This window comes from Peribacillus sp. FSL K6-1552 (genome assembly GCF_038005205.1).
In the GTDB taxonomy this organism is placed as follows: Bacteria; Bacillota; Bacilli; order Bacillales; family DSM-1321; genus Peribacillus; species Peribacillus butanolivorans.
This window is the reverse complement of record NZ_JBBOST010000001.1, coordinates 3,902,378-3,916,562: the sequence shown is the minus strand read 5'-3', so window position 1 is coordinate 3,916,562 and position 14,185 is coordinate 3,902,378. Positions and strand designations below refer to the sequence as shown.

Below are 14,185 nucleotides of genomic sequence, written 5' to 3'. Positions count from 1 at the left end.
ATCATGGCTACGGAACTAATGAAAATGCCTCAACTAGGTGAAAGTGTCACAGAGGGAACTATCAGTAAATGGCTTGTTAAGCCAGGGGATCGTGTCACTAAATATGACCCGCTTGCTGAAGTGATGACAGATAAAGTAAATGCTGAGGTTCCTTCTTCCTTTACCGGTATCATTAAGGAATTGAAAGCAGACGAAAATCAAACGTTGGCAGTAGGAGAAGTTATTTGTTCGATTGAAGTTGAAACGGCAAAAGCAGAAAAAACGGAAGGTCAAGCAGAGTCATATAGTGAGAAAAATGATTCAAATGAAACAAGGGATGTTCACACATCTAGTGAAGCATCAGGGAAAACCCGCTTTTCACCAGCTGTATTAAAACTCTCTCAGGAACATGGAATTGACCTTTCCCAAGTAAAAGGTACAGGAAGTGAGGGACGGATTACCCGTAAAGATTTACTGAAACTTCTTGAATCCGGTACTCTTCCTAAAGCGGATGCTCCTTCCGCTATTCCTGAATCCGTTCGCGAAGAGACTATCTCACCAGTCACTAAGCGAGCTAGTACAGAAATCATAATTCCGACTGCGACTGGGGACAGGGAAATACCCGTTACCGGGGTGAGGAAAGCGATTGCTTCCAATATGTTGAAAAGTAAGCATGAAATTCCTCATGCTTGGACGATGGTAGAAGTTGACGCAAGCAACATGGTAAAGTTACGTGATTCACTAAAAACCGATTTTAAACAAAAAGAAGGCTACAACTTAACTTACTTTGCATTCTTTGTAAAAGCAGTTGCTCAAGCTCTAACGGAATTTCCGGAAATCAACTCGATGTGGGCAGGAGATAAAATCATTCAAAAGAAAGAAATCAATATTTCAATAGCCGTTGCCACAGAAGATGCCTTATTTGTACCTGTCATAAAAAATGCAGATGAAAAATCAATTAAAGGTATTGCTAGGGAGATAAAAGAACTTGCATCTAAAGTGAAGGCAGGTAAATTAAAATCGGAGGACATGCAAGGAGGTACGTTCACTGTAAATAACACTGGTTCATTCGGTTCCGTCCAATCTATGGGAATTATTAATTATCCACAGGCAGCTATTCTACAAGTCGAAACAATAGTAAAACGGCCTGTGATTATTAACGACATGATTGCGGTCCGTGACATGGTAAACCTTTGTTTGTCACTAGACCATCGTGTATTGGACGGACTGGTATGCGGCCGATTCCTTGCAAGGGTTAAAGAAATCATCGAAAAGATTACCGAAGACAATACATCTATTTACTAGAATAAGGGAAAAGGAAGGAGGAAGAGCCTAGAAGGTTTCTTCCTTTTTTTTCTGTGCTTAATTACTTATTTATTAATAAATTTTTATTGGAATATAGAAAAACATCGACAAAATTTTTATTTTTGCTTATTATTTTATAGAGAGCTGTTCTAATACACAGCTAACTGTACTTCAATAGAGGTGGTATAGATTTTCTATACAACAGACTGTGCTAATTTCTATTAGCTTAAATTTCAAGAAAATTATGATAGAATGTTATTATAATTCAGATTATTTGATGGGAGGGCGGTTTTCTTATTTAACTGACTGAGCGTTCGGTCTCCGTTATTAAGGGATAGAACGATTCGGGTAGTAAACGATAAGAAAGCGATTACAGATGGAACTGAAAGATGTAAAAAACATAACCTTTCCTAAACCTTCGTTAGAAGAGTGGAAAGAAGCTACAGAAGTCAGTTTAAAAGGTAAAAGTGTTGAAAAATTAAAAACATATACATATGAGGGTATTACTTTAAATCCAATCTATACAGAAAAGGAGGATTCATCAGCAAAAACAGCAGAATTACCGGGATTTTTTCCATTTACTCGCGGAATTACTCCGACAGGTTATTATGAACAACCTTGGCTTGTCGTTCAGCCTGTAAGCGGTATCACAGCAGATGAGGCAAATGAAAAGATGCAAGCGGCATTTAAGCGCGGTCAAAATGTCGTTGCATACCCGGCTCGTTTACTTGCTGAGGGGGCAAGGATTGAAAAATTGTTTAATAATATCCCGTTAAAGGAACTCCCAGTGTTCATTGACCTTAAGGGGAAACAAAAAGAATTTTTCCCACAAATCAAAGCTGTTGCGGATCTGCAAAAAGCCCAGTTGAAAGGTGTGCTGGCAGAGGATCCAATTGCAGAATGGCTTATTGGTGGTCAGCTCCCAGAAGATACAGACCAATATTTTGCTGAATGGATAAAAACAGTTCAAGATTATCAAAAAGTTGGACCAAATTTAAAGACAGTTCTGGTTAATACGGCTGTATTCCATAACGGCGGGGCCAATGCTGTTCAAGAGATTGCTTACGGATTGGCTGTAGCTGTCCAATATGTATTGGAAGGTCAAAAACAAGGGCTTTCTATATCTGAGATTACAGAAAAAATCGTATTTTCTTTTGCAGTTGACTCCAATTACTTTATGTCAATTGCGAAGCTGAGAGCGGCTAGGCGACTTTGGGCTGGTCTTGCTGAAGCCTTTGATACAGCTCCACATCATTTTAAAATGGCAATACATGCTGTAACGTCCGAATTGACAGAAACCCTATATGATCAGCACGTCAACATTCTTCGTACCACCAATCAAGCTTTTTCTGCTGCGATTGGAGGAATTCAATATTTACAAATTCATCCATTTAATCATGCATTCGGGGAATCTGATGATTTTTCAGAAAGAATCGCACGAAATACACACTTGATATTAAAAGAAGAAACGAATATTACGACAGTGGTCGATCCTGCAGGAGGTTCTTGGTATGTAGAGCAATTGACGGATGAACTGGCTGAAAAAGCGTGGATGAAGTTCCTTGAAATTGATACAGCTGGTGGAATTTTTGAAGCAATTAAGCACGGCTCCTTACAGGCAGATTTAGTTGAAGTTTACCAAGGAAGAATTCAAAATGCTGCGTTAAGAAAAGAAAGCATTATCGGAACGAATGTATATCCGAATCCCGCAGATAAGATCAAAACTCCAACACAAGAAAAACAGGTGTCATATATGGTTGTTGAGAAGCCAGTTGAGATTACACCAATTACGTTGGAGCGCATTTCAGTCCAATTCGAACAGTTAAGATTACGGAGTGAAACTTTTAAACAAAGTAGTGGAGAAGCCCCGAAAATCGGATTAATTAATTTAAAAGAACTTAAATCCTACAAACCTCGTGCTGATTTTGTTAAGGGGCTAGTTGCAGCAGGGGGCATTGAAACAGTAGAAAGTGCAGGCTGTCAATCAATCCAGGATGCAGTCGATTACGTAGCATCAACAAATCTTCCCATCTATTGTGTTTGTGGCAGTGATAATGACTACTCGGAATTAGCAAAAACGACAATCAAAGAAATTAAAAAGCAGTTCCCTGAAATTAATCTTTATATAGCCGGTAAGCAGACAGAAGAATTGGAAATCTCACTAAGTGAAGCCGGAGTTAAAGAATTTATCCATGTTAAAACGAATGCTGTAGCAATTTTGATAGAATTACTGCAAGCGCTAGGGGTGAACTAAGATGAAAAAACCGAATTTTTCTACCATAAATCCTGCTAAGGCTGAGATAAAAGGAACGGTTGAAGCATGGAGAAAAGAAGCCGAGATAGCAGTTGAACAAAATATTGACGACCTTTTGTTTGAAACGAATGAACAAATAAGGGTTAAACCGCTTTATGTCAAAGAAGATAATCACAAGTTGGAGCATATGGAAAGTGTGCCAGGTATTGCTCCGTTTACAAGAGGGCCATATCCTTCCATGTACGTTAATCGCCCTTGGACCGTCCGGCAGTATGCAGGCTTTTCGACAGCTGAGGAATCCAATGCGTTTTACCGACGTAATCTAGCGATGGGGCAAAAGGGTCTCTCAGTTGCCTTCGATTTAGCTACTCACCGTGGCTATGACTCAGACCATCCGCGTGTTGTCGGTGATGTTGGAAAAGCGGGAGTTGCAATTGACTCCATTCTTGATATGAAAATCTTGTTCGACGGAATTCCGCTTGATCAAATGTCAGTATCCATGACGATGAATGGTGCGGTATTACCTATTCTGGCTTTTTATATTGTGACAGCTGAGGAGCAAGGGGTTACACAGGATAAACTTTCAGGTACGATTCAAAATGACATTCTAAAGGAATATATGGTTCGGAATACGTATATCTATCCACCTGAGATGTCGATGAAAATTATAGCTGATATTTTTGAGTATACATCCAAATATATGCCTAAATTTAATTCGATCTCCATTTCCGGTTATCATTTGCAAGAAGCAGGTGCTCCGGCGGACATCGAGCTCGCCTATACGTTGGCTGATGGACTTGAGTATGCACGTACAGGAATGAAAGCCGGAATCGATATCGATAAATTTGCACCACGTCTTTCATTCTTCTGGGCTGTAGGAATGAACTACTTCATGGAAGTAGCGAAAATGAGGGCGGGTCGTTTTATTTGGTCAAAACTAATGAAACAATTTGAACCGAAAAATAAAAAAGCAATGGCATTAAGAACCCATTCTCAAACCTCAGGATGGAGCCTTTCTGAGCAGGATCCGTTTAACAATGTCGCACGGACTTTGATTGAAGCACATGCGGCTGCACTTGGTCATACACAATCCCTGCATACGAACGCATTAGATGAGGCGATTGCATTGCCAACTGATTTCTCGGCTCGTATTGCTCGTAATACACAGCTTTACCTGCAGGAGGAAACAGGAATTACAAAGGTTATCGATCCATGGGCGGGTTCATATTACGTTGAGTCGCTCACTAATGAATTAATTGAACGGGCTTGGGCTCACATTGAAGAAATCGAAGGACTTGGCGGGATGGCTAAGGCAATTGAAACTGGTCTTCCAAAAATGAGAATCGAAGAAGCGGCAGCGAAACGTCAGGCTAAAATTGACTCTCAAGATGAAACAATCGTTGGCGTCAATAAATATCGTCTGAAAAAAGAAGATCCGATTGAAATACTGGAAATTGATAATACGGCAGTTCGCGAAAGTCAGCTAAAGCGTTTGAGCGAATTAAAAGCGAACCGTGATCAGGCTATGGTCGATGAAGCTCTTCAAGCGCTAACTCTGGCTGCTAGAACAGGTGAAGGCAACATGCTTGAATTAGCTGTGCAGGCTACCCGCGTACGGGCTTCGCTTGGTGAAATTTCTGATGCTATCGAAGACGTGGCTGGACGTCACAAAGCAACAATCCGTTCTATCAGTGGTGTTTATAGCTCTGCTTATTCAAAAGAAGCAGAGATTGAGGAAGTCGTCCAAATGACAGAAGAATTCCTTGAAAATGAAGGAAGAAGACCACGTTTGCTGATGGCTAAAATGGGTCAGGACGGACATGACCGTGGAGCGAAAGTAGTCGGAACAGGTTTTGCTGATTTAGGCTATGATGTTGATATAGGACCGCTATTTCAAACGCCAGAAGAAACTGCGCTTCAAGCCGTTGAAAATGATGTTCATGTTGTCGGTATGAGTTCGCTTGCTGCCGGTCATAAAACATTGTTGCCACAGCTGATGTCAGAATTAAAAAAATTAGGTCGTGAAGATATTATTGTCATCGTCGGCGGTGTTATTCCTGCGCAGGATTATGATTATTTAATGCAAAATGGTGCTTCTGCCATTTTTGGTCCTGGTACAGTCATTCCTCAGGCAGCGAAAAAAGTGCTTCAGGAAATATACAATCGCCTCGGATATGAGGAAGTGGCGCAGTAATGAGTGAAGACAAGAAGCCGGAATGGGTCGATCTTAACAATCAGGAAGGTTTTGCTTCTTCGTTAAAGCCAGGTGTGGAATTAGCAGCCAGCCATAATAAAGCTTCGAAAAACAAATTCGTCAAAAAGCACAATGTAAAGATTTCGATTCCTGAACTTAAAGAAGGTATCATAAAAGGCGAAAGAGCAAAGCTTGCTAAAGGGATTACACTGGTAGAAAGTAATGCTCCCCACCACTTTGATTTGGCACAAGAATTATTGCATTCCATTTTGCCTCATACAGGGAACTCGCTTCGCATCGGGATATCTGGCGTACCGGGTGCCGGAAAGAGTACATTTATCGAGACGTTTGGCAACTATTTATGTGATAGGGGTTATATGGTGGCAGTCCTGGCTGTCGATCCGAGTTCCTCAATCAATGGAGGAAGTATACTTGGGGACAAGACGAGGATGGAGGAGCTTGCACGAAATCCTCGTGCCTTTATCAGGCCTTCCCCATCGGAAGGAACCTTGGGCGGGGTTCACCGTAAAACGAGGGAAACGATGTTGCTCTGTGAGGCGGCAGGATTTGATGTCATATTGATAGAAACAGTAGGTGTTGGTCAGAGTGAAGCAATTGTCCGGAGCATGGTCGACTTTTTCATGTTGCTTGTCCTTACAGGTGCAGGGGATGAATTACAGGGCATGAAAAAAGGGATTATGGAACTTGTAGATGGAATTGTGGTCAATAAAGCAGATGGTGAGAACATTCCGCTTGCGATTAGAACAAAGTCTGAATACAGTAGAATTTTGCATTTCCTTCAGCCTGCAACCAAAGGATGGGCAGGAAAAGCATACACTTGTTCTGCTGTAACTGGTAAAGGGATTCCCGAGCTTTGGGATGTGCTGCAGGAGTTCTCTGATACAACGAAGGAGTCAGGTGTTTTTCAAGAGCGGAGAAGGATGCAATCTAAAGAATGGTTATATTCATTAATTGATCACCAACTCAAAACGATGTTCTATAAAAATGAAACCGTTAAAGGTCTGCTGCCTGTGCTCGAAAACCAGGTAATGTCCGGGAATAAAACGGTTACTACTGCTGTTCAGCAAGCATTTCAATCTTTCACGGATACTTTTAAGTCAAATTAAAAAAGAAAAGGGTGGGGCATAAATGCTACGCATAATGCCCCATCCTTTTATAGATGAAATTACCTTGTTGTAAACTATATGATTCCCGCTTCTTTTTCGTTTAAACATGTTAGTCCTGTGCTTTCTGTTGTTTTAGAAGGTAAATATATTGAATCAAGATGAGGCAATTGTTATGATAGGATTGAAGAGAAAACTTGGAAGGAGCACATACTTATGAATATGGATTTCAATTTTTTAATGAACGACGTGGTCAAACAAGCTCGCGATGAGATTAAGACTGCTGGATATACAGAACTGACTACCCCTGAGGAAGTAGAAGAAGTTTTTGCACAAAAAGGAACGACTCTTGTTATGGTCAACTCTGTTTGTGGTTGTGCAGGAGGGATTGCTAGACCGGCTGCAGCTCATGCCATTCATAATGATAAACGCCCTGATCAGCTTGTAACTGTTTTTGCTGGTCAAGATAAAGAAGCAACGGAGAAGGCCCGTGATTATTTCGAAGGTTATCCACCGTCTTCACCATCATTTGCTCTTCTGAAGGATGGAAAAATCATTACGATGATAGAACGTCATGAAATCGAAGGGCATCATCCAATGTCTGTTGTCGAAAAATTGCAAGATTACTTCGATCAATATTGCGAAGAAGTGTAAGTTGCTTTTTTGTAAGCTGACTTGTAAGGATGAAACCCGCCAATTTGGCGGGTTTTTTTATTCATTATTCTGCATAATTAAGGAACTTTTAGGAAAAAAGATAAATAAGGCAAACAGATATGCTTTAAATGAAGTGAAAATATGAAAAATAAAATTAGTTATGAGAATATTCTAAAAAATAAATCTATTTTTAACGTTATTGAATAATTACTAGAGTGTGTTAAAATACATATTAGTGTATGAATATTAGTTAATCAAATTAATTAATAATTTAACAAAAACTAAATTTAATACCAAGAGAATTGAAAATATCATTTTGGAGGAATAATAATGAAGTTGAAAAAGCAGTTAGCATTGTTGCTTACTTCTGTTTTATTAGTAGGTATTTTAGCAGCATGCGGAACATCAGAGAAAAAAGATACTAACACAGCTGATAATAAAGACAAAAAAGTTCTAGTAATGGGAACCTCTGCGGATTATCCGCCTTTTGAATATGTTGAAACTTCGAAAAGCGATGAAATAAAAGGATTTGACATTGATATCGCTAAGGCCATCGGTAAAAAATTAGGTTATGAGGTTGAAGTGAAGGATATTGACTTTAATAGCCTTGTACCGGCACTTGAAAATAAATCAATCGATTTTGTTATCTCTGGAATGACTCCGACACCTAAACGTGAGCAATCAGTCGATTTTAGTGATATCTACTATACAGCTAAAAACATGATTATTACCACAAAAGACAGTAAGATTAAAACCGTTGAAGATTTAAAAGGGAAAACGGTAGGTGTACAGCTAGCGTCCATCCAAGAGACATTGGCAACTGACTTGAATAAAAGTAAAGATATCGGGATGAAAGTTGAAAAACGAAATAGGATTCCAGAAGTTGTTCAAGAAATGGCTTCAGGACGTTTTGATGCAGTAATAATGGAAGATACTGTGGCTAAGGGCTATTTAAAAGACAATAAAGATTTAGTAGGCTATGTTATTGAGTCTGGTGAAGAAGATGCTGGTTCAGCAATTGCTTTCCAAAAAGGGAGCAAGTTAACGGAAGAATTTAATACCGAATTGAAAAAAATGTTAGAGAATGGTGAAATGGAAAAATTAATACTAAAATGGTTTGGCGGCAGCGAAACTGAATAATACAGAGAGATGAAAAGCGTTCAGAAGCATTTAGTATGCCTTCTGAACGTTTTTCCGCGCTTTATTGTTTTTGAAAATGAAGCAAGAAGGGCCTAGGTACTGGCCTTCATAAGAGAGGATGAATGGAGTGAATCTGGATTTTGAGACGATTAGGCCGTCCCTTCCATATATTATGGAGGGAATACCGACTACTTTAAAGGTTGTAGCGGTTGCGGCTGTCATCGGTTTTATATTGGGGATATTATTATCAATACTGAAAATCAGTAGAATTAAGCCATTAAATTGGATTGCTGACTTTTATACATCGATTTTCCGCGGTACACCATTAGTCCTGCAATTGATGCTTATTTATTTTGGTTCACCACAAATATTAGGAATTCAAATCGAAGCATTTCAAGCAGCGTTCTTAGCTTTCGGCTTAAACTCTGCCGCATATATCTCAGAGATAATCAGGGGAGGTATATTAGCGGTTGATAAAGGTCAGCGTGAGGCTGCGCTTGCACTTGGGGTGCCCTATTCTAGCATGATGCTTAACATTATTCTGCCGCAGGCGATCAAGAATATCTTGCCATCTCTTGTGAACGAATTGATTTCTTTAACAAAGGAATCTGCAGTTGTTACAATTATTGGATTAGGAGATATTATGCGCCGTTCTTATATTGTCGGCGGTGAGACATATAAATTCTTCGAGCCGATTTTATTTGCCGGTCTCATTTATTATGTGATGGTAATGGTTCTTACCATCTTAGGCAAAGTAATTGAAAGGAGAATGAGACGCAGTGATTAAAATTGATAAACTCAAAAAAAATTATGGTAAGCTCGAAGTATTAAAGGGAATTAGCACCGAGATAGGACAGGGTGAAGTGTTAGCGATTATCGGTCCTTCTGGTTCAGGAAAATCAACTTTCTTACGATGTATCAATATGCTTGAGACACCAACTGATGGCCAAATTTGGTTTAAGGATCAAATTATTACTGAAAAAAAGACCAACATAATGAAAGTACGTGAAAATGTAGGGATGGTATTTCAGCATTTTCATTTATTCCCTCATAAAACCGTGCTAGAGAATTTGACATACGCGCCTATGAAGGTGAAAAAATTATCGAAGGCAGAAGCGGTAAATCAAGCTCGTGAGCTTTTGAAAAAAGTCGGGTTGGCTGATAAAGAATCATCTTATCCTAACCGTCTATCCGGTGGACAAAAACAAAGGGTCGCTATTGCTCGCGCATTGGCGATGAACCCGGAAGTAATGCTTTTTGATGAGCCTACTTCAGCACTTGATCCTGAGATGGTAAAAGAAGTACTCGACGTTATGAAGTCGCTTGCTCATACAGGGATGACTATGCTGATTGTAACGCATGAAATGGGATTTGCTAAAGAAGTGGCCGATCGTGTACTTTTCTTAGACGAAGGCCTGCTTGTTGAAGAAAGTGCTCCTGAAGAATTCTTTTCCAATCCGAAAAGTCAGCGTGCAAAAGACTTTTTAGAAAAAGTTTTATAAGCCAAAGTATTAGTATATAATTATAAAAAAGGTAACTTTTGGTTACCTTTTTTTATTTTATCCATATAATGTATTTTTGAGAAAATGTATTTTTAAAAATTGAAAATTTTCGTTCTAAGGACTGTAAAATTATCTAAATTGCTGATAGTATTATAATAGATAGTGAAAGAGCCAGGTGATACATAACAATGTTTAAAATCGGATACAGAACGATTAAAACTGCTTTGGGGGCAACCTTGGCAATTATTATTGCACAAATGCTTAACCTGGATCATTTTTCGGCTGCGGGAATCATTACGATTTTATGCATACAAGTTACAAAAAAGAAATCGGTGTATGCCTCCTGGCATCGATTTTTGGCTTGTTTAATCGCAATGGTTTATTCCACCCTATTGTTTCAGTTTATTGCCTTCCATCCATTGATAATAGGATTGATTCTTTTGATTTTCATTCCAACTACAGTTGCTTTGAAGATTAATGAAGGGATTGTAACGAGCAGCGTCATTATCATGCATCTATATGGGTCTGGTGACATTTCTTTTGCTCTTCTGATTAATGAAACGATATTAATCGCCGTAGGAGTAGGGGTAGCGCTTGTCATGAATCTGTACATGCCTAGTCTTGATGAGAAACTGCTGGCCTATCAGGAAAAAATTGAATCTAATTTTAGTGCGATTTTGATGGGGATTGTTCGCTATTTACGGGATAATGATCACACCTGGGATGGAAAGGAAATTACAGAAACAGCTAATCTTCTTAATCAAGCCAAAAGCCTTGCTTTCCGAGACGTAGAAAATCATTTTTTAAGGGAAGAAGACCTTTATTACCATTATTTCAAGATGCGTGAAAAGCAATTTGAAATAATTGAGCGGATTCTTCCTTTAGTTACAAATATTCCTCTGATAGTTAAGCAAAGCGGGATAGTGGCTGATTTTATAGAAGATCTTGCAGAAAATGTTCACCCGCAAAATACAGCCATACTTTATCTGAAGAAGCTTGAAGAAATGGAGATATTTTTTAGGGGAATGGAACTTCCGCTAACCCGAGAAGAGTTTGAATCAAGGGCCGCGTTACTGCAGCTCATGAAGGAAATGGAGCGCTACTTATTGCTTAAGCATTCCTTCAAGGGATTACCTAAGCCGACCAATAATCGAATGAAAAAGAGGCACTTGGCTTAAACTAAGCAAAAAAGAAAAGGAATTGATAGAAATGAAATGGATCCTTTCTTTATTGCTTATCCTGTCTATGTTGCCACTTCAGGTACAGGCTCAACCTGTAAAGACCGGCGACCCGTTTATAATCATCAATAAAGCTAACAACAAATTGGCTTTTATCGATGATAACGCGGTTCAGGAGATACTACCGGTCGGCACAGGAAAGAGTCAAGAATTGACACCTGAAGGATTATTTACGGTTAAGGTCAAAGCGGTTAATCCCTATTATCGAAAAAAGAATATTCCGGGTGGAGACCCTAGGAATCCACTTGGATCAAGGTGGATTGGATTTGACGCACGAAATACCGATGGCAGGATTTATGGGATACATGGTACAAATCAACCTGCATCAGTTGGAAAATATATTTCAAATGGCTGCGTACGAATGCATAAATCCGATGTAGAGCGTTTGTACGAAAAAGTCCCTATTGGATCAAAGGTGTTAATTACTATATCAAACGAGGATTTTAAAACATTGGCAAAGAAATATGGAGCCATTAAATAAAGAAGAGGGAAGCTTTTGGCTCCCCTCTCCCTTCTGGATATCTATTACAAAAGAAATGCGATACCTGATAATAAGGTCGTTAATATCATCGAGATAAGCATTAAATAAACAACGATCTTTCTTATTTTTTTATTTCTCATTATGCTCTCTCCTCAAAACAGTTTGATTAATATTATTTTAACTTGAACATTTAGTAGAAACAAGCAAAAGTATAATGTTCTTATTATTCCGAAAGTTAAAGGCTTTTCAACCAGATTAGTAGAATTTTAATAGAGTTGTCTAATAGTACATAGCAAAAGGGGTTTATTTGAATGATTAAAAATATCGATCATATCGGCATAGCTGTTAAGTCACTTGATGAAACTTTGCCGCTTTACACTGATACACTGAAGTTGGAGCTCGAAGGAATTGAGACAGTAGAAAGCCAAGGCGTTAAAGTGGCATTTATCTTAGCAGGAAATACTCGTTTAGAGTTGTTGGAAGCGTTGTCACCAGAAAGCCCAATTGCCAAATTTATCGAAAAACGGGGCGAAGGTATTCATCACGTTGCCCTAGGTGTAGAACATATCGAAGATCGGATTAAAGAAATTAAAGAATCAGGCATTCGAATGATTGATGATACCTCAAGAAAAGGAGCGCACCATGCTGATGTTGCTTTCGTTCACCCTAAATCAACAGCGGGTGTATTATATGAGCTTTGTGAAAGAGCTGAATCAAAGGAGGAGCAGAAATGACAGACATATATGAAACAATTAATGACTTGTACGACAGACGCCGGAAAGTAGAACTAGGTGGCGGTGAAGAAAGAATCGATAAGCAACATGAGAAGGGTAAACTTACAGCAAGGGAAAGAATTGAACTTTTAGTGGACCCAGGCACGTTCATTGAACTAAATCCTTTTATCAAACATCGTAATACTAATTTTGGTATGGAAAAGGCAGAAGGGCCAGGAGAAGGGGTTGTCACTGGTTACGGAAAAGTCAATGGGCGCGATATTTATTTGTTCTCACAAGACTTTACCGTATTTGGTGGAGCATTAGGGGAAATGCATGCTCTGAAAATTGCCAATGTTATGGATTTGGCAGCGGAAAATGGAGCCCCGTTCATTGGTTTAAACGATTCTGGTGGAGCACGTATTCAAGAAGGAGTAGTTTCTCTGGACGGATATGGTCAAATTTTCTATCGTAACTCTATATATTCAGGTGTTATTCCACAAATTTCTGTTATTATGGGACCTTGTGCTGGTGGAGCAGTATATTCTCCAGCGATAACGGACTTCGTCTTCATGGTTGAAAAAACGAGTCAGATGTTCATTACAGGACCAAAAGTTATTGAAACGGTTACAGGCGAAAAGATTTCATCTGAAGGATTAGGTGGGGCAACAGTACATAACACAATAAGTGGCAATGCTCATTTCAAGGGAGCATCAGAGGAACAAGTTTTAGCGGATGTTAGACGTCTTCTAAGTTATCTGCCACAAAACAATGAAGAAAAGCCACCAGTTTTGGAGGTAGACGATGAAGATGACTACCGACCAGACTTAACGGATGTTGTTCCATATGAAGGGATTCGTCCATATGATGTTCGTAAAGTATTGGAGCAAGTTGTCGATGATGGTTCGTTCATGGAAGTACAAGCTGGATTTGCGAAAAACATTGTGGTCGGTCTGGCACGTATTAAAGGAAAAGTGGTGGGACTTGTCTGTAACCAGCCAAAGGTATTGGCAGGAGGGCTGGATATTGATTCATCTGATAAAGCTGCCCGTTTTATTCGTTTCTGTGATTCGTTTAACATTCCATTAATTACGTTTGAAGACGTTTCTGGCTTCTTCCCTGGTGTTAAACAAGAACACGGTGGCATAATTCGTCACGGAGCAAAGCTGCTATATGCGTATTCTGAAGCAACAGTGCCAAAATTGACAATCATTCTCCGTAAAGCATACGGCGGCGCCTACGTGGCTCTTAATAGTAAATCAATCGGTGCGGACCTTACGTTTGCATGGCCTAATGCTGAAATTGCGGTTATGGGATCTGCTGGAGCAGCGAATATCATTTTTGCCCGTGAAATTCAAAATAGTGAAGACCCTGAAGCAACTCGTGCAGATAAAATTGAAGAATACCGTGAGAAATTCGCCAATCCATATGTAGCTGCAAGTCTTGGGATGGTAGATGACGTTATTGATCCTCGAGAAACCAGGATCAAGATTATTCAATCTCTTGAAATGCTACGCAACAAAAAAGAAACTCGACCATGGAAAAAACACGGAAATATTCCGTTGTAATTCTAACTTGTAAGGAGCCCAAAACAAATCTGT

General features: G+C 39.3%; 13 protein-coding genes. 12 read left to right on the top strand and 1 reads right to left on the bottom strand.

Annotated elements, in window-relative coordinates:
* Positions 1-3 precede the first annotated feature (3 nt).
* From NST21_RS18770 to NST21_RS18725, 10 genes are all read left to right on the top strand, one after another.
* On the top strand, positions 4-1,284 hold the full coding sequence (locus tag NST21_RS18770) for a dihydrolipoamide acetyltransferase family protein (RefSeq protein ID WP_340890657.1): 1,281 nt from the start codon (positions 4-6) through the stop codon (positions 1,282-1,284).
* 376 nt (positions 1,285-1,660) lie between these two features.
* A complete protein-coding gene (locus NST21_RS18765) occupies positions 1,661-3,538 on the top strand; it encodes a methylmalonyl-CoA mutase family protein (protein WP_340890656.1) in 1,878 nt (625 codons plus the stop codon).
* Position 3,539: 1 nt separating this feature from the next.
* Positions 3,540-5,732: a methylmalonyl-CoA mutase gene (gene scpA / locus NST21_RS18760; RefSeq protein ID WP_053346892.1), complete on the top strand. Its 2,193-nt coding sequence runs from the start codon at positions 3,540-3,542 to the stop codon at positions 5,730-5,732.
* Positions 5,732-6,859 carry a methylmalonyl Co-A mutase-associated GTPase MeaB gene (gene meaB / locus NST21_RS18755; RefSeq protein WP_340890654.1) on the top strand — a complete coding sequence of 376 codons (1,128 nt, stop codon included), beginning with the start codon at positions 5,732-5,734 and terminating at the stop codon, positions 6,857-6,859. The genes scpA and meaB overlap by 1 nt, the downstream gene beginning before the upstream one ends.
* Before the next feature lie 213 nt (positions 6,860-7,072).
* The gene (locus NST21_RS18750; protein ID WP_034308239.1) at positions 7,073-7,510 is read left to right on the top strand and encodes a BrxA/BrxB family bacilliredoxin; all 438 of its coding nucleotides are present in this window, start codon (positions 7,073-7,075) and stop codon (positions 7,508-7,510) included.
* 336 nt (positions 7,511-7,846) lie between these two features.
* A complete protein-coding gene (locus NST21_RS18745) occupies positions 7,847-8,650 on the top strand; it encodes a transporter substrate-binding domain-containing protein (protein ID WP_430082502.1) in 804 nt (267 codons plus the stop codon).
* A 127-nt stretch (positions 8,651-8,777) separates the two neighbouring features.
* Positions 8,778-9,437 (top strand): amino acid ABC transporter permease, encoded by a 660-nt coding sequence (locus NST21_RS18740; protein ID WP_053346889.1) that lies wholly within the window; start codon positions 8,778-8,780, stop codon positions 9,435-9,437.
* On the top strand, positions 9,430-10,152 hold the full coding sequence (locus tag NST21_RS18735; RefSeq protein WP_053346888.1) for an amino acid ABC transporter ATP-binding protein: 723 nt from the start codon (positions 9,430-9,432) through the stop codon (positions 10,150-10,152). The genes NST21_RS18740 and NST21_RS18735 overlap by 8 nt, the downstream gene beginning before the upstream one ends.
* A 188-nt stretch (positions 10,153-10,340) precedes the next feature.
* The gene (locus NST21_RS18730) at positions 10,341-11,330 is read left to right on the top strand and encodes an aromatic acid exporter family protein (RefSeq protein ID WP_340890651.1); all 990 of its coding nucleotides are present in this window, start codon (positions 10,341-10,343) and stop codon (positions 11,328-11,330) included.
* Positions 11,331-11,361: 31 nt separating this feature from the next.
* Positions 11,362-11,871, top strand: coding sequence for a L,D-transpeptidase (locus tag NST21_RS18725; RefSeq protein ID WP_056525276.1), 510 nt, complete (start codon positions 11,362-11,364; stop codon positions 11,869-11,871).
* 44 nt (positions 11,872-11,915) lie between these two features.
* Here the strand turns inward: NST21_RS18725 and prli42 are convergent, their stop codons facing one another.
* Positions 11,916-12,011, bottom strand: coding sequence for a stressosome-associated protein Prli42 (prli42, locus tag NST21_RS18720; RefSeq protein WP_152952297.1), 96 nt, complete (start codon positions 12,009-12,011; stop codon positions 11,916-11,918).
* 171 nt (positions 12,012-12,182) lie between these two features.
* Between prli42 and mce the strand changes: the two genes are divergently transcribed.
* Positions 12,183-12,605, top strand: coding sequence for a methylmalonyl-CoA epimerase (mce, locus tag NST21_RS18715; protein ID WP_053346885.1), 423 nt, complete (start codon positions 12,183-12,185; stop codon positions 12,603-12,605).
* A complete protein-coding gene (locus NST21_RS18710; RefSeq protein ID WP_340890649.1) occupies positions 12,602-14,152 on the top strand; it encodes an acyl-CoA carboxylase subunit beta in 1,551 nt (516 codons plus the stop codon). Before mce ends, NST21_RS18710 begins: the two co-directional genes overlap by 4 nt.
* The last annotated feature ends 33 nt before the right edge of the window (positions 14,153-14,185 follow it).

Excerpts from the sequence above, each read along its gene's own strand:
- NST21_RS18725 (WP_056525276.1), top strand. The coding sequence starts at position 11,362 with ATGAAATGGATCCTTTCTTTATTGCTTATCCTGTCTATGTTGCCACTT.
- NST21_RS18750 (WP_034308239.1), top strand. The coding sequence starts at position 7,073 with ATGAATATGGATTTCAATTTTTTAATGAACGACGTGGTCAAACAAGCT.
- NST21_RS18770 (WP_340890657.1), top strand. The coding sequence starts at position 4 with ATGGCTACGGAACTAATGAAAATGCCTCAACTAGGTGAAAGTGTCACA.
- prli42 (WP_152952297.1), bottom strand. The coding sequence starts at position 12,011 with ATGAGAAATAAAAAAATAAGAAAGATCGTTGTTTATTTAATGCTTATC.
- NST21_RS18710 (WP_340890649.1), top strand. The coding sequence starts at position 12,602 with ATGACAGACATATATGAAACAATTAATGACTTGTACGACAGACGCCGG.
- scpA (WP_053346892.1), top strand. The coding sequence starts at position 3,540 with ATGAAAAAACCGAATTTTTCTACCATAAATCCTGCTAAGGCTGAGATA.
- NST21_RS18765 (WP_340890656.1), top strand. The coding sequence starts at position 1,661 with ATGGAACTGAAAGATGTAAAAAACATAACCTTTCCTAAACCTTCGTTA.
- NST21_RS18730 (WP_340890651.1), top strand. The coding sequence starts at position 10,341 with ATGTTTAAAATCGGATACAGAACGATTAAAACTGCTTTGGGGGCAACC.
- mce (WP_053346885.1), top strand. The coding sequence starts at position 12,183 with ATGATTAAAAATATCGATCATATCGGCATAGCTGTTAAGTCACTTGAT.
- meaB (WP_340890654.1), top strand. The coding sequence starts at position 5,732 with ATGAGTGAAGACAAGAAGCCGGAATGGGTCGATCTTAACAATCAGGAA.